Origin of the sequence: Mesorhizobium sp. M0771, from assembly GCF_040320155.1 — a bacterium.
Classification (GTDB): Bacteria; Pseudomonadota; Alphaproteobacteria; order Rhizobiales; family Rhizobiaceae; genus Mesorhizobium.
The window spans coordinates 20,093-40,033 of sequence record NZ_JAMYPC010000005.1 but is presented as its reverse complement, the minus strand read 5'-3'; the positions used below and the strand labels follow the sequence as shown (position 1 = coordinate 40,033).

Here is a 19,941-nt window from a genome sequence, read left to right as displayed (position 1 = left end):
GTTTGCATCGGCTGCACGTATGTGAATCTTTTCACAGTTGGTCCATGTTCCAGCCAGCACTGACGCCATGTTCATTTGGCCAGTTGGAAATTGGCGACGAGGAACTCGTTCGCGGCCTTGTCGGTGAACGGTATCCAGCGCACACGCTGTTCTGAAAAATCGGGATGCCGGGTGGTGAAAATGGTCATCTCGCGCCGCGCCTGTTCCGGCCGGCCGCTTCGCATCAGCGCGCCGATCTTCAGGAACCTGGAATAGAAATAGCCGGGAGACAGGTTGAGCGAGCGGTCAGCGGCAGCGATCGCCGCCGGCCAGTTCTCGACCAAACAATAGGCCGCCGTCAGTTCCCCCAGATTGTGGAAGCGGTAGAGGTCGAACGGGCTCAATCGCTCGGTATCGAGAAAGAACGGTATCGCGGTCGCGGCATTGCCGAGCAGCAGCTGGGCGCTGCCCATGGCCGAGCGCGCGAAGGCAAAGCTCGGATTGATGTGGATCGCTTCCTCGAGATGGTCGACGGCCGACCGCGGTTCGCCGCGCATGATGTCGACGGCGCCGAGATGGGCGTGCGGGCGCGCATCCAGGCTGTCCACCAGCAACGCCTTGCGGGCAAACTGCTCGACCTTGTTCAAATCGTCGCTGTCGCCGAAACGCAGCCATGCCCGCCAGAAATACCACCACGCCAGTTCGTTGAGCACGGCGCTCGAGTTGGCGTCCTCGCGGTAGGCCTTCTGGAAGAACTCGAGTGCGGTTTCGGTGTCGCCGCGGGTGCGCCGGTTCATGTGCCAGCGGCCCCGTCGCACCAGTTGCCAGGTCTCCAGGCTTTCCCAGGGAACCTGGAAGGTGCGTGCCTGTTCCGCCCGGTCGACCTCCTTGTCGAGGATCGAAACGATCTCAGCGCCGATCTGGTCGCGCAGGTTGAAGATGTCGACCAGATCGCGATCGAAGCGCTGCGACCACACCAGCCGCCCGTTGGACGCGTCGGCCAGCGAGGTGTTGAGGCGGATCTGGCCACCATTGCGCATCAGCGTGCCGCTGACGATGTAGCGCGCGCCGAGCGCGTTGCCGATCACCCGCGTGCCCAGCGTGTCGTCGCGGAACTGGAAGCTGGAGCCCTTGGCGATGACCGAGAGCCATCTGGTGTTGGAAAGACCATAGATGATGTCCTCGGCGATGCCGTCGGCCATGTAGCCGATTTCATGCTCGCCGCCATCGGCGTGGAAGGGCAGGACGGCGATCGCCGGCGGCCCCTTGGACGACAGCTTCTGCTGCGCATTGGCCTGGGGAATGGCGGCGAACGACGCCGCCGGCGAGGATCCGTTGCCACTGCGGCCGGCGATCAGAACGCGCACCGGCAAGGCGATGTTCTTCAGCATGAATTCGCCGAGATCGGTGAATTCGGCCGCCGTCTTGTCCTTCACATGGTGCCAGGTCGTCTCCGAAACGGCGAGACCGTCGCCCGGCGCGAATTCCTGGATTCTCGCGGCGATGTTGACGTCGTCGCCGTAGAGGCGTCCACCACGCACGATGACGTCGCCGGTGTTGATGCCGGCCCGAAACGGCATGCGCATGTCGTCGGCAACCTCGGCGTTGAGGGCGACGATGCGGCCCTGGAAATCAAAGGCCGCGCGCAACGCCTCGATCGGATTGCCGAACTCGGCCATGATGCTGTCGCCGGCGTCGCCGAACGTGCGGCCGCCAAATGTGCCACAGCTGTCGGCGATGATGTCGCGCCGTTCCTCGAATGCCGCGACAGCAGACTCGTCGTCGATGCCCATCAGCCGGGAGAACCCGACGGCATCGATAGAAATGATTGTCGCCAGCTGACGGGTGTAGTTCCGTACAGCCATGTTCGAGCCCCCGCTCCCTTTCTGGTTCTGGTCCAGCACAGGCGACGACCCGTTCCTGAAACACTTCGCCGCGCGCTGAGAGATGAAGATTCCGGCGGGGTTGGCGCGCCATGCCACCCCGCCAGGACCAGAAGTCTAGCAGGGTCTTGGGCAAAGCTCTACCACCATCGGGTTGTCCAGCGCGGGCCGTGGCAGCACTCATGGTTGGCCGGCGGTTGGCGCAAATATTGGCGTGCCGTCGCTCTGAGCGCGGCGATCCAGGGCTTCACGGAAGCTGCGCGATGTCAGCTCTCGGAACAAACTGTGCTGCCTGCGAGTTTCCGGTGCGGTTCATGCCAACGTGAAATGAGGGTAATCATGCGAAATCTTGTTCTGGCGACCGGTGTCGTCGTTCTTCTGGCCGGCTCGACGGCCTTTGCCGCGGATGACAGCCCACTGCCGCCGACGAATGCCCAGAAACTGTCGGCAATCATCGCCAAGGTCGAGCAGCGCGACGGCTTTCGCTATGTGAAGGAGGTCGACTGGGACAAGGAAGGGTACACCGTCACCTATTACACCGCCGACAAGGCGAAAGTCGAAATCACCTTCGATCCCGTGACCGCCGAACCGAAATAGCGCCGATACCGACACCGCTTCGGCAATTCCGTCCGCTGCGTTTTTTGCCTAGAATGGTGGCAGTTGTCGGACAACGGGGCGACCATGCTTTCTTCCAATCGAATTGCCAACTCGTTTGCGCTTGTCGTCGCACTTGCTGGCGGGGCGGTCTGCCTTGGTCCAGCGCGTGCCGACGGGCCGTCCTTCGACTGCCGCAAAGCCAGCCTGCCGGTGGAAAAGGCGATCTGTGCCGACCCGCAACTGTCGGCAATTGATGCCTTGGTGGCCGAGGCCTTTACGGGTTTCGAGCCAGCCTTTGGCGGCGACAAGCGCAAGATCGCCCGTGCGCTCATCGCCGACAGGAACGCCTGTGGGCAGGATGCCGCCTGCATCGTCAGCGCCCAGAACAATGCGCTGCAGACCTACGGCAATGCGCCGTCCTGGGTGCAGGACTACAACATCGCCCTGATCGGCAAGAAGGCGCTCGACACCGCGGCCCGCCATCCGGGCAGTCTCGACCAGCCCCTGCCCTCGTCGATCGGCCAATGCGCCTTGACCCACATCACCGCGCTGACGACGCGGCTCGGCGACGACCCGCTGGAAACCGCCGGCCCTGAAGCCGGCAGCCTGGCGCGGTTCAGCAATGGCGGCGCCGGGGTTTCCTACGAGCGGGAGCCTGGCCTTGCCAGTTCGAAAGCCGGCGATCCTGTCGTCATGTGCCTGATATCGATCCCGAGGGATTGTCCGCAGGGCGACGAGCGCGGGCGGGTCTATTACGGCGTCGACCTCACGATAAAAGGCACATGGGTTTTGCCGGATTCACAACATCTATGCGGCGGCGCCTGAAGATTTGCCGCAAAGCACTGCTGGATGCACTCTTGCGCCGATCCGCCTTTGATGGCTGAGTGCGCGTAACAGTTGCAGGGCACGGGGGTGCATGGCCATGGTTAAGCATGTTTTGAAGCGCATCCTGATGATGCTTGCCGGCTATTTCGTTTCGGTGCTGATCGGATTGTTCGCGGTCGTGGCGATATATTGCGCACTCGCCGTATTGCCCAACGCGCCGGACTATTTCGGCGCCATGCAATTTTCGCCCATTGTCGTGCTGCTGTGGCCGCCGCTCGGCATGGTCGTCTATTTCCTGACGATCGTGCTGACCGGCCTGCAGACGCTGATCTTCGCGCTGCTCGCCGAATTCTTTGCCCTGCGCAATTTCCTGGTGCACATGCTGTTTGGCGCCGCTGCCGCTGCAGCCGGCTTCTTCCTGGTCTGGCCGGCCGCGGAAGAGGATGCCGGACGCTGGGCCGATATCGGCATCATCGCCGCCGCCGGCCTCGTAGCCGGCCTGGTCTATTGGCTGATCGCGGGCCGCGACGCCGGCTTCCGGCGTCCGCTCATCCAGCGCTGATCGCAGGAAACGGGCGACCGTCTATCGGCCAAAAATCTAATAAAACCAGAGAGACAAAGTGAGTTCCTCGTTCGTTGAACGAGGAACTCCGCTGGTTCAGCTCGTCGGCGAACGCACCGCTTCGGTCGCGTCCAGCGCCTGCATCAGCCGCGTGTCGCGGTCGTAGACGTCGTTGAAATATTCGACTTTGCCGGACAGGTCCGGCCAGGCAGTGAAGTAGGAGACATAGACGGGAATCGTGCGTGTCACGTCTTCGCTGGCATGGCCGTGCTTGAGCTTTTCGGCGATGTCGTCGACCGAGACGCCGAGCACCGCCGCCGCCATCCCACGTGGATCCTGAAGGCGAATACAGCCATGGCTGAGCGCCCGCATATCGCGCTGGAAGAAGGATTTTTGCGGCGTGTCGTGCATGTAGATGGCGTGCTTGTTGGGGAACAGGATCTTCAGTTCGCCCAGCGCATTGGCTTCGCTCGGCTGCTGGCGCACGCTGTAGGGAATGTTGGCGCCGTAGGCGCCCCAATTGACCGAGGAAGAGGGAACCCGCCTGCCGCGCGAATCGGTCACCTCGTAGCCGGCACGGTCGAGATAGCCCGGATCGCTACGCAGCCTTGGCAGCATCTCGTTGACGATGATCGACTGCGGCACGCCCCAATAGGGATGGAAATCGACCTGCTTGATCTCCTTGAAGAAGAAGGCGGTCTGGTTGGTGGTGCGGCCTATGACGACGCGGGTCTTCAGCTTCTCCTCGCCATTGTCGATATAGCTGGCGGTGAAGGCAGGCTGGTTGATGAACACCCGCGGGCTGCCGAGATCGGACGGCAGCCAGCGCAATTCTTCCAGCGCGACCTGCACCTTCTGCAGCCTGTCTGCCTTGGATGCGCCGGCGAGCGAGGCGACGGTGCGCGGGCCGATGACCCCATCGCCCTTCATGCCGGCCTTCACCTGCACGGCCTTGATGATCGGAACCAGTTCGGGAACATAGACATCGCTGGTGCCGAGACGAGACAGGATCTCGCCATAGGCGCCGCCCATCTCGTCGTCGAGATTGCGCGCGATCAGCGTCAGCAGCTTCGGCAGTTCGGCGCTGGTCTCGCCGGGCTTCAGCAACAGCTTGGGATCGACGACGATTTCGTTTTCGGCGCTCGCCTGCAGCGATTCAAGTTCGACGCGCAGCGCCTGATATTCCGCGTTCTGCGGGTGCCGCGATTCGAGGTAGGTGCGCACTTCCTGGGTGTGGGCCAGCGTCTTGAGCGCGCCTTCCATGTCGACCGGCTTCGGCGGAAATTCATAGTAGCCGGTGATGCGATTGGGATCGACGCGCCCGCTCTGGGCGTCACGGGCATAGCGCAGTACGCGCGCCGACAGCGCCATCTCGAAGCGGACGAGTTCCTTCAGATGGGCGTCGGCATCGACTGCCGATGCGTTGGCTGCCGGCACCTCGACCGTGTAGTCGGCCGACGTGAGACCATAGCTTGCGGCTTCGCCAAGCACCCGCACCGCATCCCGGGCGCGGGCATTGGGATTGCCCTCGTTCACCCAGATGAAATCAGGATTGGCAGAGTAATAGGCAATCAGTGCCTTGGCGATATCGGGCTCGGCATAGAGTTCATAGTCGCTGAGGCCTGCAACGGCTTCGCGGAAGGCGGTGCTGGTCGCCGACGGAACAAAGGCGGCGTCTTCAGCTGTTGCCACCTGGGGAGGTGCTGCCACCAACGCGGCAAAGTCGACGCGCACCAGCCGGTCGGCCTTGTAGGTGTAGTAGGACGGGCTGCTGATCCTGGTGCCGCCGCCGCCCGATACGGCGGGCTTCGGCTTGCGCTTTGGCGGCGGCGGGAATTCGCCTTGCGGCCTGTGCTTGACGCCACCGCCGAACAGCATGTCGAACAGGCCTTGCGCGCTTGCCTGCGGCACACCGAAGGCCAGTGCTGCCGCCACTGCAAGCGGCATCACGGTGGCTTTATTTCCGAGGAATTTCATTAATCACCCGCTCCGGCTGCAAGCCGGCTCCCGTTCCGCGCCGCTAGACGATCTTGCCAACCGCATGGCGGATGTAAGGCGCTACTATACCGATTCATACCGATTTCGTTAAGCTTCCATAAATTTCCGCAGGCCTGTTGCAGAACGGTTTCACAACATCGTGACGTCTGGAGCGGCGTTGCTGCTCCAGACCGGTCAAAGCGGCTGCTGCTTCAGGCGTTGGCGCCACCGTCGATGGTGAGCGCGGCGCCGGTGACGAAGCGCCCTTCCGGACCGGCGAGCCAGGCAACCATGCCGGCGATCTCGTCAGCCTTGCCGAAGCGGGGCGTCGCCATCTTCCGCCGCTGGTGTTCGGCATGCGGGCCTTCGGCCGGGTTCATGTCGGTGTCGGTCGAACCGGGATGAACGACGTTGGCGGTGATGCCGCGCGGACCGAGGTCTCGCGCCAGCGCCTTGGTCAGGCCGACCAGCGCAGCCTTGCTGGTCGAATAGGCGCTGAGGCTGGTGTCGGTGACGCGCTCGGCCAGATTGCTGCCGATCGAAATGATGCGGCCGCCCTCGCCCATGTGAGCCGCTGCCGCCTTCGAGGCCACGAACGGCGCTCTCAGATTGACCTCAATGGTCTCGTCAAAGTCGGCCAGCGACATTTGTTCGATGGGCGCCGCGCGCCAGATGCCGGCGCTGTTGACCAGGATGTCGAGCCGGCCGAAGGCATTCACCGCCTCGGTGACCGAATTTTCGATGGCGGCAGCGTCGCGATTGTCGGCTTGGATGGAGATCGCGCGACCACCTGCCGCTATAATCTCGGCGACGACAGCTTGGGCCGGCGCCGCACTGTTGACATAGGTGATGGCGACGTCGGCGCCATCGGCCGCGAGCCGCTTCGCAATCGCAGCACCAATGCCGCGGCTGCCGCCGGTGACGAGTGCTGCCTTGCCGTTCAATCCGTTCGCTGACATGTCATGCTCCTTTTATGTAACGATCGATACATAAATCTGGCAACCTTGCCTCGCGACGTCAAGTGAATTATGTATCGGTCAACACAGAAAAGATCGTCATGCCGGAAAGAGGCCGTCCCCGCACCTTCGATCGAACCGCCGCCTTGCGGCAGGCGATGGAGCTGTTCTGGGCCAAAGGCTATGAGGGCACCTCGATCGCCGACCTGACCGCGGCGATGGGGATCAGCTCGCCCAGCCTCTATGCCGCCTTCGGCAGCAAGGAGGCGCTGTTTCTGGAAGCGACCGAGTATTACACCCGCAACGAAGGCACCGAGATCTGGAGCGCGCTGGACGAAGCGCCGACGGCATGCCAGGCGATCGAGAATTTCCTGCGCCAGACGGCAAAAGCGTACTCTCAGGACGACCGCCCGCAGGGCTGTCTCATCGCGCTGGGCGCACTGCACCAGGATTCAAGCAGCGGCGCGATCTGCGATGATTTGCGCCGCCGCCGCGCCGAAAACCACACCCTCTTGCTGAGACGGCTGGAACGCGGTGTGGCGGAAGGCGAATTGCCGGCGGGCTTCGACAGCAACGCGGCGGCGACCTTCTATGCGACGGTCCAGCACGGCATGTCGATCCAGGCCCGCGACGGCGCCTCGTGCGAAGCGCTGATGGCCACAGTGGCCGGAGCGATGGCGGCGTGGCAGGGGCTGGTCGGAACAGCGTGACAAAGCGCGGAGCTTGTGCTGGAAATCCAGTCGGCGGCGAAATGCGCCGGGAGGGATCGTCCGTGAAAAAAGGGTATCGCGAGTTGCTCGACGAGGCCAATGCCGAGATCGAGGTGGTCTCGCCCGAGGAAGCGGCCGGGCTGCTCGACGACGAGGACACCATCTTCGTCGACCTGCGCGATCCACGCGAGATCGAGCGGGACGGCCAGATCCCCGGCGCCAAACATGTCACTCGCGGCATGCTGGAATTCTGGATCGATCCCGAAAGCCCCTACCACAAGCCGTTCTTCGCCTCGGGCAAGAGCTTTGTCTTCTTTTGCGCGGGCGGCTGGCGCTCGGCGCTGGCCACCAAGACGGCGCAGGATATGGGGCTGTCGCCGGTCAAGCACATCCTTGGCGGCTATACCGCCTGGAAGGCGGCCGGATTGCCCGTCGAGCCGGGCGGCAAGAAGAAGGGCTAGCTCACCGCTCCGGCGTTGTCGGTGTCGGACAATACACCGATTGGAATCAATGCAGTATCGGCTCGCGCTCGTTTTTGACAAAGGTCACAGCGCGTTCGATGACACCTTTGTCGGCGAGAATGCGACCGTGGCCGAGCCCATCGGCCCAGTGCAGCCGCACATGGCTGCCGGCGCCGGCGTAGCGCCTGGCATGGTCGGCCGGAACTTCGCGGTCGTCCGGCGCGTGGATGACCAGCGTCGGCACCGGCGCTTCGGCCAGCTGGCGATCGCCGGTGAATTCGTGCAGCGGCCGGCCCGACAACCTTTTCACCTGATCGGCCATGGAAACCTGCGAACGCGGGCCGACGTTGAGCATGCGGCTGAAGTCGGCGAAGATCGCCGGCAGGGAACTTGGCGCGGCCACCAGCACCAGCCGCTCGGCCGCCACTGGGTGGATACCCCTGATCGAACCGGCAATGGCATTGGCGGCGACGGCGCCACCGAAGGAATGGCCGACGATCGCCTTGAACGGACCGAACCATTCGCTGGCGACCCTGACCGCCTCGACCGCATTGACCATGTTGAGATGCCGGCCCAGCGACTGGCCATGGCCCGGCAGGTCGAGCGAGGCGACCCGGTAGCCCGCATCGCGAAAACCTTCGATCAGAGCGCGCATATATTCCGTGCGCGAACGCCAGCCATGGACGACCAGCACCGTGCCGGCGGACGCCCTGCCCGGCTCGGGCCGGAATTCGTGCACCATGACGCAGCCGGCCTTGGTCGTAAGCCGATGATGGCGCGCCTCGGCCATGAAGCCGGCGGCGCGGTCGACCGCACGCCGCTCGCCGTCACTGAGCGCCTTCACGCTCGGCGTGCGGCAGAACAGTTCGAAGGCCGCGCGCCCGCTCAGGCGGGGCGCCACATGCTCGGCGGCGCGGAACACGCCCCGGATGACCTTCAGTCCAAATGATGCCATAGTGGCGATCCATCCATTCCGTTCAAGCATGAACATAATAGTTCAAACATGAACATTAAACAAGAGCTGCCCTGGGACAACCCGCGCTTTCGCAACTGGGTCGCGGTGGCGCGCGCCTGCCATGTGCTGGAGCGTGCGCTGGCGGTAAAGCTGGCGCCGCTGGATCTCAAGCCGGCGCAGCTCGACGTGCTGATGAACCTCTATCGCCATCCCGGCATGTCGCAGCACGATCTCGCCCGCAAACTGCTGGTCGGCCGCTCCAACATCACCATGCTGTTGCCGCAGCTCGAGGCGCGCGGCCTGCTGCGCCGCGAAGGCGACGAGAAGGACAAGCGCGTGCTGCGGCTGACGCTTACCGAGGCCGGCACGGAGCTTTTGATGAAGGCGCTGAAGGTGCATATGGCGCTGATCGAAAAGGCGATGAGCCAGTCGACAGCGGAACAGTGCGACATGATCGGCGAACAGATGCGCAAGATCTATGACGTGCTGAAGGATACCTGAGCCGTTCGATCCACGCGCCTCCCACCTCACCACATCGTCTTCTTCGCCCGCTCCGGCCATTCCTTGTCGTAAGTACCGGCATCGATATTCTTGCGGCTGGTGACTTCCAGGATTGTTCCGGGTGTCGGCAGCGATTTCGGGTCGACGTGCTTTGCCGGGTTCCACAGCTCCGAGCGAACGATGGCGCGGGCGCACTGGAAATAGACCGAATCGACATCGACCACGGTGACCGAGCGCGCCGGCTTGCCTTCGACGGCGAAGGAGGCGCAAAGCGCGGCGTCGGTGGTGATGCGGGCGCGGCCGTTGACGCGCAGCGTCGTGCCCGAACCCGGCACAAGAAACAGCAGCCCGACGCGCGGATCGCGGATGATGTTCTTAAGCGAATCGGCGCGGTTGTTGCCGCGCCTGTCCGGCATCATCAGCGTTTTCGGGTCATGCATGCGCACAAAGCCGGCGAGATCGCCGCGCGGCGAACAGTCCAGCCCTTCCGGCCCGCTCGTCGCCAGGGCGACAAAAGGCGAGGCTTCGATGAAGGCGGCATATTCGGGAATGACGTGGTCGAGTTCCTTGACCGTCGACGCTTCGCCGGGCAGGCCGTAGAGGGCTTCGAGCTGTTCGACCGTGGTGATGTCAGACATTTTCCCGTCTCCGAACCTTTGCCAGCGTTATCCCCAGTCAATGACGTTTTGCGGACAGTGCCGACTAGGAGTCGCGGCTCAGTCCCTTCTCCTGGAGCTCGGCGAGATAGGCATTCCAGCGCGCGTCCTTTTCGTGGCCAAGCGTGTGCAGGTAATTCCAGGTGAAGATGCCGGTGTCGTGAAAATCGTCGAAGGTGATGCGCACGGCGTAGTTGCCGACCGGCTCGATCTTCAGGATAGCAACGTTACGCTTGCCGGGAACCGTCACCCGCTGGTCCGGCGAATGGCCCTGCACCTCGGCCGAGGGTGAAGCGACGCGCAGCAGTTCGGCGGGCAGTTCGAACGGCCGATGATCGGGAAAGGTGACGGACAGCAGTTTTCTGTCCTTCGAGACCCTGAGTTCCTTCGGCGCCGTCATTGTTCTGCATCCCGTCAATCCGCCCTTCCCTACGCTGCTTCGCGCGAGCGGAAAAGGCCATTTGGACCCGGCCGACACCGGATGTCGGCCAGGGAATGTCACCAAAGATCGAGAGCGGCTATCTTGAATGGCGGGTTGGATCGTATCACATAGCCGTATATAACGGCGCCACTCGCAGCATTGGAAACGCTTGAACGCATGGACATGATCGATCCCTTCGGTCGCACGATCAGCTACTTGCGCGTGTCGGTCACCGACCGCTGCGATTTCCGCTGCACCTATTGCATGGCCGAGGACATGGCGTTCCTGCCCAAGAAGGACCTGCTGTCGCTCGAGGAACTCGACCGGCTCTGCACCGTCTTCATCGAAAAGGGCGTGCGCAAACTGCGCCTCACCGGCGGCGAGCCGCTGGTGCGCAAGAACATCATGCATCTGGTGCGCCAGCTGTCGCGGCACCTGAAGAGCGGCGCGCTGGAAGAGTTGACGCTGACCACCAATGGCTCGCAGCTGTCGCGCTTTGCCGCCGAGCTTGCCGATTGCGGTGTCGAGCGCATCAATGTCTCGCTGGATACGCTCGACGCCGACAAGTTCCACGCCATCACCCGCTGGGGCCATCTCGGCAAGGTCATGCAAGGCATCGATGCCGCGCAGGCGGCGGGGCTGAAGGTGAAGCTCAACGCCGTTGCGCTGAAGGACTTCAACGACGTCGAGCTGCCGGAGATGATGCGCTGGGCGCATGGCCGCGGCATGGACTTGACCGTCATCGAAACCATGCCGATGGGCGAGATCGACGCCGACCGGACCGACCAGTATCTGCCGCTATCGCTGCTGCGCGCTTCGCTCGAGCGCCAGTTCACGCTGAGCGACATCCCCTACAAGACCGGCGGTCCGGCCCGCTACGTCCATGTCGCAGAGACCGGCGGCAGGCTGGGCTTCATCACGCCGATGACGCATAATTTCTGCGAAAGCTGCAACCGCGTGCGGCTGACGTGCACCGGCACGCTCTATATGTGCCTGGGTCAGGAGGATGCCGCCGACCTGCGCGCGCCGTTGCGTGCCTCGGAAGGCAACGAGCTGGTCGCTGCTGCCATCGACGAAGCGATCGGCCGCAAGCCGAAAGGCCATGATTTCATCATCGACCGCCGCACCAGCCGCCCGTCGGTGTCGAGACATATGAGCGTCACCGGCGGCTGATTTTCTCCGCGATTGGTGCAGAATGCTTCCGTTGGAAGCGAGGGGGATTTCCATGCAGCGTGTTTGCCAAACCGGGCTGTCAGCGCTGGTCGTGGCCCTATCATTGGCGACCACAGTGGCGCTCGCAAAGCCGTTCACCTACATCAATGCGCGCTATGGCACGGTGTGCGCGTTCCCGAGCCAGATTTTCAGCAAGCCGATGCCTGAGTCCCTCAATGGCGACGGTCGAAAATGGCTTAGCCCCGATGGTGCGAGCTTGTCCTGTTACGGCGGATACAAGCTGACGGAAGATACGCCCGACAGTCTGGTTGAAAAGGAAAAAGCCGACCCTGACTCTGGGGAAAAGGTCACTTACAGCAAAACCGGTAAGAACTGGGCAGTGGTCTCAAGCACCAAAGGCGACAAGATCTTCTATACCCGAATCGTCTTCGAAAAAGAGGATGCAATCCATACAGTCCGGATCGAATATCCCGCCTCGCTCAAGGCCAAGTACGACCCACTGGTCGGCGCTATCGGCGACAGCCTGCATGGGGCTGAGCAACACTGGGAATAAATCGCTCTCGACGCTCAAACCCGATTTACCGCCATCGCGTTCCGCCCTAAATTTCGGCCTATAGCGGCTCGTCGCTCGGTTTGGGGGAATACGACATGCGCACATTCTTACTTTCTCTTGCACTGCTTGGGTTTGCCGCCGCGCCGGCAGCAGCACAGTCCATCGGTGGCAGCTACACCGTCGCGGGCACCAATTTCGACGGCTCGAAATATGGCGGCGAAGCCACCATCACGCTGACCAGCGAGACCACCTGCACCATCCATTGGGAGACGGGCGGATCATCGTCGGACGGCATCTGCATGCGCAACGACGATGCCTTCTCCGCCGGCTATGTCATGGGCAAGGAAATCGGTCTCGTCGTCTACAAGGTAGAGGATGACGGCTCGCTGCACGGCCTGTGGACCATCGCCGGTAAGAACGGCAGCGGCACCGAGGTGCTGACGCCCAAATGAGCCTGCCGGTCATCCGGCCAGCCCTCTTAGCGATTTTGTGGGCCACGGGTGAAAATCCGTGGCCTATTTCTTTGACGTTGCTGTCTTGCCGCCGGCTGCTACAGGCTTGGGCGGTTCACCGTTTCGCCGAAACGTCGAACCGCTTTATTCTTTGTTTTCACGCAATTCCGGACGGAAAACCGTTTCACACTTTTCTGGAATTGCTCTTGCAAAAACCGGTAACGCCCTTGCCTCTTTCCCCAAACATTCGCGGCGCGCTGTGCATGATGGTGGCCATGATCGGCTTCACCCTCAACGACGCCATCACCAAGTTCTCGTCGGAATCGATGAACATGGCGCAGGTGATGCTGGTGCGCGGCGCCTTTGCGTCGCTGCTCGTCGGCCTGCTCGCCTGGCAGCAAGGCGCGCTCGCGCGACCGAGGTCGATGCTGCAGCCGCTGGTGGCGCTTCGCGTGGTCGCCGAGGCCGGCGCCACCGTCGCCTTCCTTGTGGCATTAGCGCATCTGCCGATCGCCAATGTCTCGGCGGTGCTGCAGGCGCTGCCGCTGGCGGTGACGATGGGGGCGGCACTCGTATTCAGCGAAGCGGTCGGCTGGCGGCGCTGGCTGGCGATCGCGGTCGGCTTTGGGGGCGTGCTGATCATCGTGCGGCCAGGCTTCGAAGGCTTCAGCATCTATTCGCTGTACGCACTCGTCAGCGTCGCCTGTTGCGCAGTACGTGACCTCGCCACCAAGCGCATCCCGAGGGCTATCCCGACCTTGCTGGTGTCGACGGCAACGGCAATCGCCATGACCATCGTTGGCGCCGTGCTGCTGTCGCCGATGGGCGGCTGGACGCCGATGTCCGGCAAAGGCACGGCACTTTTGGCATTGGCGGCGGTGCTGGTGCTGATCGGCTACCAGTTCATCATCATGGCAATGCGGGCCGGCGACATCTCCTTCATTGCGCCATTCCGCTACACCGCCCTCTTTTGGTCGATGCTGCTTGGCCTCATCATCTTTGGCGATGTCCCCGACCTGCCGATGATCGTTGGCTCCGCCATCATCATCGGCTCCGGCCTCTACGCGCTCTATCGCGAACGGGTCGTCGGCCGGCAGAAGCCGGCGGCCGAAAGCGCTGGACCCGACATGGCGCCGGACGGCATATAGGTTGGCCATGAGCCAAGACATTGCAGGAATTATCCTGGCCGGAGGCCTGTCACGGCGCATGGGCGGCGGCGACAAGACTTTGCTAGCGCTTGGCGAGCGTCCGCTTCTCGACCATGTCGTTGCCCGCCTGGCGCCGCAGGTCGGATCGCTGGCGCTCAGCGCCAATAGTGACCCGGCGCGCTTCGCCGCGGCCGGTCTTCCGGTTCTCGCCGATGCGGTGGAAGGCTATGCCGGACCGCTGGCCGGAATTCTCACCGGCCTCGAATGGGCGGCAGCGAATACCGCTTTCAAGGCATTGGCGACGGCCGCCGGCGACACGCCGTTCCTGCCGGTGGACCTGGTCGAGAGGCTGGCTGCGGCTGTTGACGAGCGACCAGGCTCCATCGCTGTTGCCAGTTCCGGCGGCAGGCGGCATCCGACCTTTGCGCTGTGGCCGCTCGGGCTGCGTGAGGCCTTGCGCCATTTCCTGGTCGACGAGGACAACAGGCGCGTCTCCGCCTTCATCGAGCGGCACGACTGTGTCGAAGTGGAATTTCCGTTGCTGACCCACGGCAGTGACGAGATCGACCCGTTCTTCAACATCAACACACCGCACGACCTTGCGGTGGCCGAGCGTCTGTTGCAGAGCATCGGCCCATGAACATCTTCGGCATCACCGGCTGGAAGAATTCCGGCAAGACCACACTGACCGAGAAGCTGGTCACAGAGCTCGTCCGGCGCGGCTGGACAGTGTCGACGGTCAAACATGCCCACCATGAGTTCGACATCGACAAGCCTGGCGCCGACAGCTATCGCCACCGCCAAGCGGGCGCCACCGAAGTCGCGGTGGTGTCGGGCAAACGCTGGGCGCTGATGCATGAATTGCGCGGTGAGGACGAGCCGACGCTGGAGACGGTCCTGTCGCGGTTGGCCCCGTGCGACATCGTGCTGGTCGAAGGCTACAAGCGCGAGGCGCACAAAAAGATCGAGACCCGGCGGCGGGAGGCCAAGGACCGCTCGCCGCTGTCGGCGAACGACGGACATATCGTGGCGATTGCCGCCGACTTCGCGGTTACCGGCGAAAGCCTGCCTGTGTTCGATCTCGACGACACGGGAGGGATAGCCGACTTCATCGAGCGCATGACCGGCCTCAAACCTTGAGGCCCCTGCCCTCGCCCGGGTTAGCCGCCCTCTTCAGCCGTTGCATTGTCTAAGCGCGCCGCGCCTGAACGGCCTCATGCGACGCGCTTCAGGTTGTTTTATTTATGCATGTCGTTGTCCCAAAACCGCTGCACACTTTTGGGCGACATGCATTAACCCGGCGTCGGCATTGGCTGGACCCGCAAATCCCGCAAGCGACGGTTTTACAGTTGCTTTTCTCCCGAAAACAGTGGGAGTATCGCGCCAGCGGGCGGTCAAAAGCACCGCCCCACAGAGCCGTTCCGGAACGACGGCCGGGAGCCATAAAGAGAGGACTATCATGCGTATTGCACTGCGTATCGCGCTCGCCGCATCGGCTGCGCTGCTGACGCTCGGCGTCGCCCAGGCTCAGGAAACGACCCTGAGAATCGGCACCGAAGGCGCCTACCCTCCATTCAACAACCTGACCTCGGACGGCCAGCTCGTCGGCTTCGACATCGACATCGCCAAGGCGCTCTGCGACGAGATGAAGGTCAAGTGCACCTTCGTCGCCCAGGATTGGGACGGCATCATTCCGGCCCTGCAGGCCGGCAAGTTCGACGCCATCGTCGCCTCGATGTCGATCACACCGGAGCGCGCCGAGAAGGTCGACTTCACCCACAAATACTACAACACGCCGTCGGCGATCGCGGTACCCAAGGATTCGACCCTCAAGGGCGTGACCAAGGAAGACCTGGCCGGCAAGACCATCGGCGTCGCAACCACGACGACGCATTTCAATTATGCCTCGAAAACCTATACGGACAGCACGGTCAAGGGCTATCCGAGCAGCCCCGAAGAGCAGGCCGATCTCGCCAATGGCCGTCTCGACGCGATCGAGGACGATATCGTCGTGTTGCAACAGTTCCTGGATTCGCCTGATGGCGCCTGCTGCAAGATTCTCGGCCAGCCTTCGCCGCAGCCGGTCGATATCTTTGGACCGGGCGCCGGCATCGCCGTGCGCAAGGGCGAGACGGATCTGGTCAACAAGTTGAACAGCGCCATCGACGCAATCCGCGCCAACGGAAAGTACAAGGAAATCAACGACAAGTACTTCAAGTTCGACGTCTTCGGCGCCGAGTCCTGATCGTCTGAAACAAGGCGGCAGGGGAAGTTTCCTCCTGCCGCCTTGGCCTGACAGAAGTGGAGACAAGACCCGTCAATGCCAAGCCAGAACATATGGATACTTCTCACTTGGGGACCCGATGGCTGGATTGACGATATTGCCTATGGCGCACTGGTCACCATTGCGCTCGCGCTGGCGACACTGCCGATCGGCCTGACGATCGGCTTTTTCGTCGCCTGGGCGAAACAATCCGAAGAGCCATCGCTTCGCGTGGCTGCCAACATCTACACCACGGTGTTTCGCGGACTGCCGGAACTGGTGACGCTTTTCCTGTTCTTCTTCGGCATGCCGATCCTCTTGCAGTATGTCATCCGTCTGTTCAGGCCGGAAGCGACGGTCGATGTCGACAGCTTCCTCGCCGGCATGATCGTGCTGTCGCTGATCTTTTCGTCCTATTCCAGCGAAGTCTTCCTTTCGGCCTTTCGCGCCATTCCGAAGGGCCAGTATGAGGGCGGCTATGCGATCGGGCTGTCGAAATGGCAGACGATGCGCAAGGTGATCCTGCCGCAACTGCTGCGCATCGCCTTCCCCGGCCTTGAGAATTGCTGGCTGAGCCTGCTCAAGGACACGGCCCTGGTGTCGGTCGTCAACCTGGCTGAAACCTTGCGCAACGCCGGCGTGGCGGCCCGTGTCACCAAACATTCCTTCCTGTTCTACAGCGTCGCGGCGATGGTGTTCCTTATCCTTGCCATCCTGTCGTCGATCGCCACCGGCTTCATCCTGCGTTCGCTCGGGAGGAGGGAGGCACGATGAGCGTCGTGACGCGCGCCGCCGTCGACATCGAGAAGCCACCACCACGGGCGCGAGGCTGGCCGCGGGCCCGTATCGTCGGCTACGCGCTGGTCGGCTTCTGGATCCTGTTCGGCATCGGCATCGCCGTCTATCTGGTTTACGCTTGGAATGGCGAATTCTTCGCCAGATACGCGCCGGCCTATCTGCAGGGCTTGGGAACCACGCTTGCGCTGGTGGCCATCTCGATGGTGCTCGGCGCGCTTTTTTCGCTGCCCGTCACCTATGCCCGCATGTCGAAGAACCGCTATCTGTCCGTCCTGGCCTATTGCTACGTCTACTTCTTCCGCGGCACGCCGCTGCTGGTCCAGGTCTATCTCGTCTATTACGGCCTGGGCTCGTTCCGGGTGCAGCTCGAATCCGTCGGACTGTGGTGGTTCTTCCGCGACGCCTTCAATTGCGGTGTGTTCGCCTTCGCGCTCAACACCGCCGCCTACCAGGCCGAGATCCTGCGCGGCGCCATAGAAAGTGTTCCGAGGGGCCAATGGGAGGGCGCTGCTTCGCTCGGCCTGCACAAATTGCAGACGCTGCGCAAGGTCATCCTGCCGCAGGCGTTTATCGTCGCGCTCCGGCCCTACGGCAATGAACTCGTCCTGATGATCAAGGCCTCCGCCATCGTTGCCATCATCACAGTCTATGATTTGATGGGCAACGCGAAGCTGGCCTACGCCAAGTCCTTCGACTTCCAGGCCTATGTCTGGGTCGCCATCGTCTATCTGGTGATGGTCGAGATCCTGCGCCACGGCGTCGAATGGATCGAGCGACGGATCACCATTCATCTGATCCGCTGAGCGTTCGGCTGTACCAGTCGATCGGCTCATGCGCGTCTTGACGAATGGCGCGTAGAGCCTAGAGCTGTCCAAGACAATTCCGTTCCGTCTGAAGGGCAAACCCATGGCATCTGTGGCATTTCTCGGTCTTGGCGTGATGGGCTATCCCATGGCCGGGCACCTCAGGAACAAAGGCGGCCACGACGTCACCGTCTACAACCGCACCGCGGCGAAGGCGGAACAATGGGTGGCCCAGCATGGCGGCAAGCTTGCTTTGACGCCGGCGGACGCCGCAGAGGGCCAGGATTTCGTCTTCTCCTGCGTCGGCAATGACGACGATCTGCGCTCGGTGACGACCGGGGCCGATGGCGCCTTCGCCGCGATGAAAAAAGGCTCCGTCTTCATCGACAACACCACCGCTTCGGCCGAAGTGGCGCGCGAACTGGCCGACGCCGCTGAAAAGGCCGGCTTTTCCTTCCTCGACGCGCCGGTTTCCGGCGGGCAGGCGGGCGCCGAGAACGGCGTGCTGACGGTGATGGTCGGCGGCGAGCAGGTTGCCTTCGACAAGGCCAGGCCGGTCATCGACGCCTTTGCCCGGATGGTCGGGCTGATGGGTCCGTCGGGCGCCGGCCAGCTCACCAAGATGATCAATCAGATCACCATTGCCGGGCTGGTGCAGGGACTGGCCGAAGGCATCCACTTCGGCAAGAGGGCCGGGCTCGATATCGAGAAGGTCATCGAAGTCATCTCCAAGGGCGCTGCCGGGTCCTGGCAGATGGAGAACCGCCACAAGACGATGAATGCCGGTAAATATGATTTCGGCTTTGCCGTGGACTGGATGCGCAAGGATCTCGGCATCTGCCTCGATGAAGCCGACCGCAATGGCGCGAGACTGCCGGTGACCGCCCTTGTCGACCAGTTCTACAAGGATGTGCAGGCGATGGGCGGCAAGCGCTGGGACACCTCGTCCTTGCTGGCGCGCCTGGAAAAATAAGCGTTCGCAATGGCCGAGCTTTCGCCCCAATCGAGCGCCGATGAGATCGTCGCCCATTTGCGCTCGATCGGCTCGGAGGACAATCGCCGCGGCATGTTGCGCTACGGTATCAAGACCGAGCGCGCGCTCGGCATCTCGCATGGCATGCAGCGGCAGATCGCCAAAAAGATCAAGCGCAACCACGAGCGAGCTTTCGAACTTTGGCAGACCGGCATCATGGAGGCGCAGTTCATCGCTTCCGTCACGGCCGACCCGAAGCGCTTCTCAGCCGCGGATGCACGACAATGGGCCGCGTCCTTCGATTCCTGGGATATCGTCGACGGCGTCTCCGATCTCTTCGTCGACACGGACGCCTGGAAGGAGCTGATTGAAGAGTTCGCGGCGGACGAGCGCGAGTTCGTTCGACGCACGGCCTTTGCCATGATGGCGTGGTCCGTCGTGCACCGGAAGCAGGAGCCGGTGGCGACTTTCCTCGGCTTCCTGCCGATCATCGAAGCGCATGCCGCCGACAGCCGCAATTTCGTGAAGAAGGCGGCAAACTGGGCGCTTCGTTCGATCGGCAAGCGATCGTTGGAGATGCACGGCGCTGCCCTTGCCGTGGCCGAACGACTGGCCCAGTCGGCCGACAAGACGGCGCGCTGGAATGGCAAGGACGCCGTACGGGAACTCACCAATGCCAAGATCATCGAGCGGATCGCCGCCAGAAAAGGCTGACCTGGCCAACGTCCGGTTCACCGAGGTGACGCGGCAGACGCGCGCCGATTTCGAACGCCTCTTCGAAGCGCAAGGCGGTCCGAAGTATTGCTGGTGCATGGCCTGGCGGCCCCTGCCCGGACGCCGCAAGCATGTCCAGCACGCCGAGTTGAAACGGGCCATGATGGCGCTTGTCGAGGCCGGTACGCCGGTCGGAATCTTGGCCCAGATTGACGGCAAGACGGTCGGCTGGTGCTCGGTCGCGCCGCGCCAGACCTATCGGAAGCTGACGTCGCAACAGGACGATGACGAGACCGGCATCTGGTCGATCGTCTGCTTCTATGTGCCAAGGGCGCTGCGCGGCGGCGGGCTGGCGGCAGCGCTGCTTGACGCTGCCATAGATCACGCCTTTGCCAAGGGCGCCGGCGTGATCGAGGCCTACCCGGTCGACGAGGCATCGCCGAGCTACCGTTTCATGGGGTTTCGCGGCGTGTTCATCGCTCGCGGGTTCCATGAGGTCGGCATGGCCGGCTCTCGCAGACATGTGATGCGGCTCGAGCGTTGACGCGATCGGCCGCGGCGTCTTTACTCCTGCACAAAGG

24 protein-coding genes are annotated in these 19,941 nt (G+C 62.8%); 18 read left to right on the top strand and 6 right to left on the bottom strand.

The annotated features are described in order from the left end of the window. Positions 1 to 71: 71 nt before the first annotated feature. The gene (locus NKI05_RS09370; RefSeq protein ID WP_352791343.1) at positions 72 to 1,844 is read right to left on the bottom strand and encodes an adenylate/guanylate cyclase domain-containing protein; all 1,773 of its coding nucleotides are present in this window, start codon (positions 1,842 to 1,844) and stop codon (positions 72 to 74) included. Positions 1,845 to 2,201: 357 nt separating this feature from the next. On the opposite strand from NKI05_RS09370, the gene NKI05_RS09365 reads away from it, so the two are divergent. From NKI05_RS09365 to NKI05_RS09355, 3 genes are all read left to right on the top strand, one after another. Next, complete coding sequence (locus NKI05_RS09365) at positions 2,202 to 2,459, top strand: PepSY domain-containing protein (protein WP_023690752.1); 258 nt, start codon at positions 2,202 to 2,204, stop codon at positions 2,457 to 2,459. 84 nt (positions 2,460 to 2,543) lie between these two features. After that, entirely contained in the window at positions 2,544 to 3,284 is a 741-nt protein-coding gene (locus NKI05_RS09360) for a lysozyme inhibitor LprI family protein (protein WP_023807422.1), read from the top strand. A 91-nt stretch (positions 3,285 to 3,375) separates the two neighbouring features. After that, complete coding sequence (locus tag NKI05_RS09355) at positions 3,376 to 3,846, top strand: hypothetical protein (protein ID WP_023668992.1); 471 nt, start codon at positions 3,376 to 3,378, stop codon at positions 3,844 to 3,846. Positions 3,847 to 3,942: 96 nt separating this feature from the next. On the opposite strand, the gene NKI05_RS09350 is transcribed toward NKI05_RS09355, so the two are convergent. Beyond that, positions 3,943 to 5,823, bottom strand: a complete 1,881-nt coding sequence (locus tag NKI05_RS09350) for a L,D-transpeptidase family protein (RefSeq protein ID WP_352791339.1) — start codon at positions 5,821 to 5,823, stop codon at positions 3,943 to 3,945. 212 nt (positions 5,824 to 6,035) lie between these two features. After that, positions 6,036 to 6,782 carry a 3-oxoacyl-ACP reductase family protein gene (locus NKI05_RS09345; protein ID WP_352674973.1) on the bottom strand — a complete coding sequence of 249 codons (747 nt, stop codon included), beginning with the start codon at positions 6,780 to 6,782 and terminating at the stop codon, positions 6,036 to 6,038. A gap of 98 nt (positions 6,783 to 6,880) precedes the next feature. Between NKI05_RS09345 and NKI05_RS09340 the strand changes: the two genes are divergently transcribed. Next, on the top strand, positions 6,881 to 7,489 hold the full coding sequence (locus NKI05_RS09340; RefSeq protein ID WP_023710494.1) for a TetR/AcrR family transcriptional regulator: 609 nt from the start codon (positions 6,881 to 6,883) through the stop codon (positions 7,487 to 7,489). A gap of 62 nt (positions 7,490 to 7,551) precedes the next feature. Beyond that, the gene (locus tag NKI05_RS09335; RefSeq protein WP_023682502.1) at positions 7,552 to 7,950 is read left to right on the top strand and encodes a rhodanese-like domain-containing protein; all 399 of its coding nucleotides are present in this window, start codon (positions 7,552 to 7,554) and stop codon (positions 7,948 to 7,950) included. A gap of 46 nt (positions 7,951 to 7,996) precedes the next feature. Here NKI05_RS09335 and NKI05_RS09330 read toward each other — a convergent pair whose 3' ends face one another. Beyond that, positions 7,997 to 8,905: an alpha/beta hydrolase gene (locus NKI05_RS09330; protein ID WP_352792326.1), complete on the bottom strand. Its 909-nt coding sequence runs from the start codon at positions 8,903 to 8,905 to the stop codon at positions 7,997 to 7,999. Between the two features lie 48 nt (positions 8,906 to 8,953). Here NKI05_RS09330 and NKI05_RS09325 point away from each other — a divergent pair, with 48 nt between their 5' ends. Next, positions 8,954 to 9,406 carry a MarR family winged helix-turn-helix transcriptional regulator gene (locus NKI05_RS09325; RefSeq protein WP_023668997.1) on the top strand — a complete coding sequence of 151 codons (453 nt, stop codon included), beginning with the start codon at positions 8,954 to 8,956 and terminating at the stop codon, positions 9,404 to 9,406. A 26-nt stretch (positions 9,407 to 9,432) separates the two neighbouring features. On the opposite strand, the gene NKI05_RS09320 is transcribed toward NKI05_RS09325, so the two are convergent. Both NKI05_RS09320 and NKI05_RS09315 read right to left on the bottom strand, forming a co-directional pair. Beyond that, positions 9,433 to 10,044 carry a pyridoxamine 5'-phosphate oxidase family protein gene (locus NKI05_RS09320; RefSeq protein WP_023696145.1) on the bottom strand — a complete coding sequence of 204 codons (612 nt, stop codon included), beginning with the start codon at positions 10,042 to 10,044 and terminating at the stop codon, positions 9,433 to 9,435. A 64-nt stretch (positions 10,045 to 10,108) separates the two neighbouring features. Then, positions 10,109 to 10,462: a gamma-butyrobetaine hydroxylase family protein gene (locus tag NKI05_RS09315; RefSeq protein WP_352792325.1), complete on the bottom strand. Its 354-nt coding sequence runs from the start codon at positions 10,460 to 10,462 to the stop codon at positions 10,109 to 10,111. 198 nt (positions 10,463 to 10,660) lie between these two features. Between NKI05_RS09315 and moaA the strand changes: the two genes are divergently transcribed. From moaA to NKI05_RS09255, 12 genes are all read left to right on the top strand, one after another. Beyond that, positions 10,661 to 11,656, top strand: coding sequence for a GTP 3',8-cyclase MoaA (gene moaA / locus NKI05_RS09310; RefSeq protein ID WP_031193366.1), 996 nt, complete (start codon positions 10,661 to 10,663; stop codon positions 11,654 to 11,656). 52 nt (positions 11,657 to 11,708) lie between these two features. Continuing rightward, entirely contained in the window at positions 11,709 to 12,209 is a 501-nt protein-coding gene (locus tag NKI05_RS09305; RefSeq protein WP_352792324.1) for a hypothetical protein, read from the top strand. A gap of 95 nt (positions 12,210 to 12,304) precedes the next feature. Continuing rightward, positions 12,305 to 12,661, top strand: a complete 357-nt coding sequence (locus NKI05_RS09300) for a hypothetical protein (protein ID WP_023682496.1) — start codon at positions 12,305 to 12,307, stop codon at positions 12,659 to 12,661. 227 nt (positions 12,662 to 12,888) lie between these two features. Next, positions 12,889 to 13,809 carry a DMT family transporter gene (locus NKI05_RS09295; RefSeq protein WP_352792323.1) on the top strand — a complete coding sequence of 307 codons (921 nt, stop codon included), beginning with the start codon at positions 12,889 to 12,891 and terminating at the stop codon, positions 13,807 to 13,809. A gap of 7 nt (positions 13,810 to 13,816) precedes the next feature. Further along, complete coding sequence (gene mobA / locus NKI05_RS09290) at positions 13,817 to 14,449, top strand: molybdenum cofactor guanylyltransferase MobA (protein ID WP_352792322.1); 633 nt, start codon at positions 13,817 to 13,819, stop codon at positions 14,447 to 14,449. Continuing rightward, on the top strand, positions 14,446 to 14,949 hold the full coding sequence (gene mobB, locus NKI05_RS09285; protein WP_023726594.1) for a molybdopterin-guanine dinucleotide biosynthesis protein B: 504 nt from the start codon (positions 14,446 to 14,448) through the stop codon (positions 14,947 to 14,949). Before mobA ends, mobB begins: the two co-directional genes overlap by 4 nt. A 319-nt stretch (positions 14,950 to 15,268) precedes the next feature. After that, complete coding sequence (locus NKI05_RS09280) at positions 15,269 to 16,054, top strand: ABC transporter substrate-binding protein (RefSeq protein ID WP_023688509.1); 786 nt, start codon at positions 15,269 to 15,271, stop codon at positions 16,052 to 16,054. Positions 16,055 to 16,129: 75 nt separating this feature from the next. Further along, the gene (locus NKI05_RS09275; protein WP_023669007.1) at positions 16,130 to 16,846 is read left to right on the top strand and encodes an ABC transporter permease; all 717 of its coding nucleotides are present in this window, start codon (positions 16,130 to 16,132) and stop codon (positions 16,844 to 16,846) included. Beyond that, the gene (locus tag NKI05_RS09270; RefSeq protein WP_023688511.1) at positions 16,843 to 17,673 is read left to right on the top strand and encodes an ABC transporter permease; all 831 of its coding nucleotides are present in this window, start codon (positions 16,843 to 16,845) and stop codon (positions 17,671 to 17,673) included. Before NKI05_RS09275 ends, NKI05_RS09270 begins: the two co-directional genes overlap by 4 nt. 103 nt (positions 17,674 to 17,776) lie before the next feature. Continuing rightward, positions 17,777 to 18,646, top strand: coding sequence for an NAD(P)-dependent oxidoreductase (locus NKI05_RS09265; protein WP_352792321.1), 870 nt, complete (start codon positions 17,777 to 17,779; stop codon positions 18,644 to 18,646). A 9-nt stretch (positions 18,647 to 18,655) separates the two neighbouring features. Next, complete coding sequence (locus NKI05_RS09260; RefSeq protein WP_352792320.1) at positions 18,656 to 19,360, top strand: DNA alkylation repair protein; 705 nt, start codon at positions 18,656 to 18,658, stop codon at positions 19,358 to 19,360. Next, positions 19,320 to 19,904: a GNAT family N-acetyltransferase gene (locus NKI05_RS09255; protein ID WP_352792319.1), complete on the top strand. Its 585-nt coding sequence runs from the start codon at positions 19,320 to 19,322 to the stop codon at positions 19,902 to 19,904. Before NKI05_RS09260 ends, NKI05_RS09255 begins: the two co-directional genes overlap by 41 nt. Positions 19,905 to 19,941 lie beyond the last annotated feature (37 nt).

Excerpts from the sequence above, each read along its gene's own strand:
- NKI05_RS09280 (WP_023688509.1), top strand. The coding sequence starts at position 15,269 with ATGCGTATTGCACTGCGTATCGCGCTCGCCGCATCGGCTGCGCTGCTG.
- NKI05_RS09330 (WP_352792326.1), bottom strand. The coding sequence starts at position 8,905 with ATGGCATCATTTGGACTGAAGGTCATCCGGGGCGTGTTCCGCGCCGCC.
- NKI05_RS09345 (WP_352674973.1), bottom strand. The coding sequence starts at position 6,782 with ATGTCAGCGAACGGATTGAACGGCAAGGCAGCACTCGTCACCGGCGGC.
- NKI05_RS09360 (WP_023807422.1), top strand. The coding sequence starts at position 2,544 with ATGCTTTCTTCCAATCGAATTGCCAACTCGTTTGCGCTTGTCGTCGCA.
- NKI05_RS09300 (WP_023682496.1), top strand. The coding sequence starts at position 12,305 with ATGCGCACATTCTTACTTTCTCTTGCACTGCTTGGGTTTGCCGCCGCG.
- NKI05_RS09355 (WP_023668992.1), top strand. The coding sequence starts at position 3,376 with ATGGCCATGGTTAAGCATGTTTTGAAGCGCATCCTGATGATGCTTGCC.
- NKI05_RS09320 (WP_023696145.1), bottom strand. The coding sequence starts at position 10,044 with ATGTCTGACATCACCACGGTCGAACAGCTCGAAGCCCTCTACGGCCTG.
- NKI05_RS09255 (WP_352792319.1), top strand. The coding sequence starts at position 19,320 with ATGCCAAGATCATCGAGCGGATCGCCGCCAGAAAAGGCTGACCTGGCC.
- NKI05_RS09340 (WP_023710494.1), top strand. The coding sequence starts at position 6,881 with ATGCCGGAAAGAGGCCGTCCCCGCACCTTCGATCGAACCGCCGCCTTG.
- mobA (WP_352792322.1), top strand. The coding sequence starts at position 13,817 with ATGAGCCAAGACATTGCAGGAATTATCCTGGCCGGAGGCCTGTCACGG.
- moaA (WP_031193366.1), top strand. The coding sequence starts at position 10,661 with ATGGACATGATCGATCCCTTCGGTCGCACGATCAGCTACTTGCGCGTG.
- NKI05_RS09265 (WP_352792321.1), top strand. The coding sequence starts at position 17,777 with ATGGCATCTGTGGCATTTCTCGGTCTTGGCGTGATGGGCTATCCCATG.
- NKI05_RS09275 (WP_023669007.1), top strand. The coding sequence starts at position 16,130 with ATGCCAAGCCAGAACATATGGATACTTCTCACTTGGGGACCCGATGGC.
- NKI05_RS09260 (WP_352792320.1), top strand. The coding sequence starts at position 18,656 with ATGGCCGAGCTTTCGCCCCAATCGAGCGCCGATGAGATCGTCGCCCAT.
- NKI05_RS09325 (WP_023668997.1), top strand. The coding sequence starts at position 8,954 with ATGAACATTAAACAAGAGCTGCCCTGGGACAACCCGCGCTTTCGCAAC.
- NKI05_RS09315 (WP_352792325.1), bottom strand. The coding sequence starts at position 10,462 with ATGACGGCGCCGAAGGAACTCAGGGTCTCGAAGGACAGAAAACTGCTG.
- NKI05_RS09305 (WP_352792324.1), top strand. The coding sequence starts at position 11,709 with ATGCAGCGTGTTTGCCAAACCGGGCTGTCAGCGCTGGTCGTGGCCCTA.
- NKI05_RS09365 (WP_023690752.1), top strand. The coding sequence starts at position 2,202 with ATGCGAAATCTTGTTCTGGCGACCGGTGTCGTCGTTCTTCTGGCCGGC.
- NKI05_RS09370 (WP_352791343.1), bottom strand. The coding sequence starts at position 1,844 with ATGGCTGTACGGAACTACACCCGTCAGCTGGCGACAATCATTTCTATC.
- mobB (WP_023726594.1), top strand. The coding sequence starts at position 14,446 with ATGAACATCTTCGGCATCACCGGCTGGAAGAATTCCGGCAAGACCACA.
- NKI05_RS09350 (WP_352791339.1), bottom strand. The coding sequence starts at position 5,823 with ATGAAATTCCTCGGAAATAAAGCCACCGTGATGCCGCTTGCAGTGGCG.
- NKI05_RS09270 (WP_023688511.1), top strand. The coding sequence starts at position 16,843 with ATGAGCGTCGTGACGCGCGCCGCCGTCGACATCGAGAAGCCACCACCA.